The organism is Microvirga sp. P4_G7 (assembly GCF_056401005.1).
In genome coordinates this window covers 1-877 of the sequence record NZ_JBFUKD010001044.1, presented here as the reverse complement: position 1 = coordinate 877, position 877 = coordinate 1, and the positions used below count along the sequence as shown (strand labels likewise).

The following is an 877-nucleotide window of genomic DNA, read 5'->3' as shown; positions in this document are numbered from 1 at the left end:
TCTCGTGGCTGCCTTGGATGCGCCCGAATCTCAGACCTGAGAGAGATTGGTCTCTTCGCTGTCCGTGGAGGCGTCGAGGCCGAGTTGCGCCCGGCCTTCGGTGAGCAGTCGGTTGGACGCCGTTTCGATCTCCCGCTGCAGAATGGCGAAGAACGTCGTACGTGAACGGCCCGGCGGGATGATCTCGAGGACCTCGAGCGTGATCGTTCCCGGGCGGCGGATGAAGCGTCGACGGGGCCAGAACAAGCCTGAATTGAGGGCGATCGGTACGCACACGACGCCGAGGTTCTGATAAAGGTGAGCGACACCGTATTTGTAGGCCGGCGGGGCGCCGGGCGAACGGCGTGTGCCCTCGGGGAAGATCAAGATCTGATGCCCGTCCTTGATGGCCTTGCGGGCGCGGGCGGTCATTTGCAGGAGTGCCGCCGAACCGCCCTTGCGGTCGACCGCGACGCAGCCGGCCTTCCACGTGTACCAGCCGAAGACCGGGATCCACATCAATTCGCGCTTCAGGATGAAGATCGGCGCCTCGAACAGCGGCAGGAGCGCGAAGGTCTCCCAAAGTGATTGGTGCTTGGCCGCGACGATCAGCCCTCCCGGAGGAACCGCGTCGAGACCCCGATAGGTGACATCCGTTCCAGCGATGACTTTCTGCAGCCACAAGGAGGTGCGCGCCCACAATTGCGGCCCGCGGATGAACAACCGGCGCGGCAGCACGAAGGTCGGCAGCAGCACGATCATCCAGAAGACCATGTTGCAGTAGAATGYGACGTTGAAGAGAAACGAACGAAGAAACAGCATGGCCCGACCGGTATGGCGGGAACGCCCCCGCGCGACGCGGCTTCTTCTAGAACATCAATGCGCAAAGGGAAATCGA

At 62.7% G+C, this 877-nt stretch carries 1 protein-coding gene; it reads right to left on the bottom strand.

Annotated features, from left to right (window positions below):
* Window positions 1-30 precede the first annotated feature (30 nt).
* Window positions 31-801, bottom strand: coding sequence for a lysophospholipid acyltransferase family protein (locus tag AC1DT3_RS22895; protein ID WP_477467455.1), 771 nt, complete (start codon window positions 799-801; stop codon window positions 31-33).
* Between the last annotated feature and the right edge of the window lie 76 nt (window positions 802-877).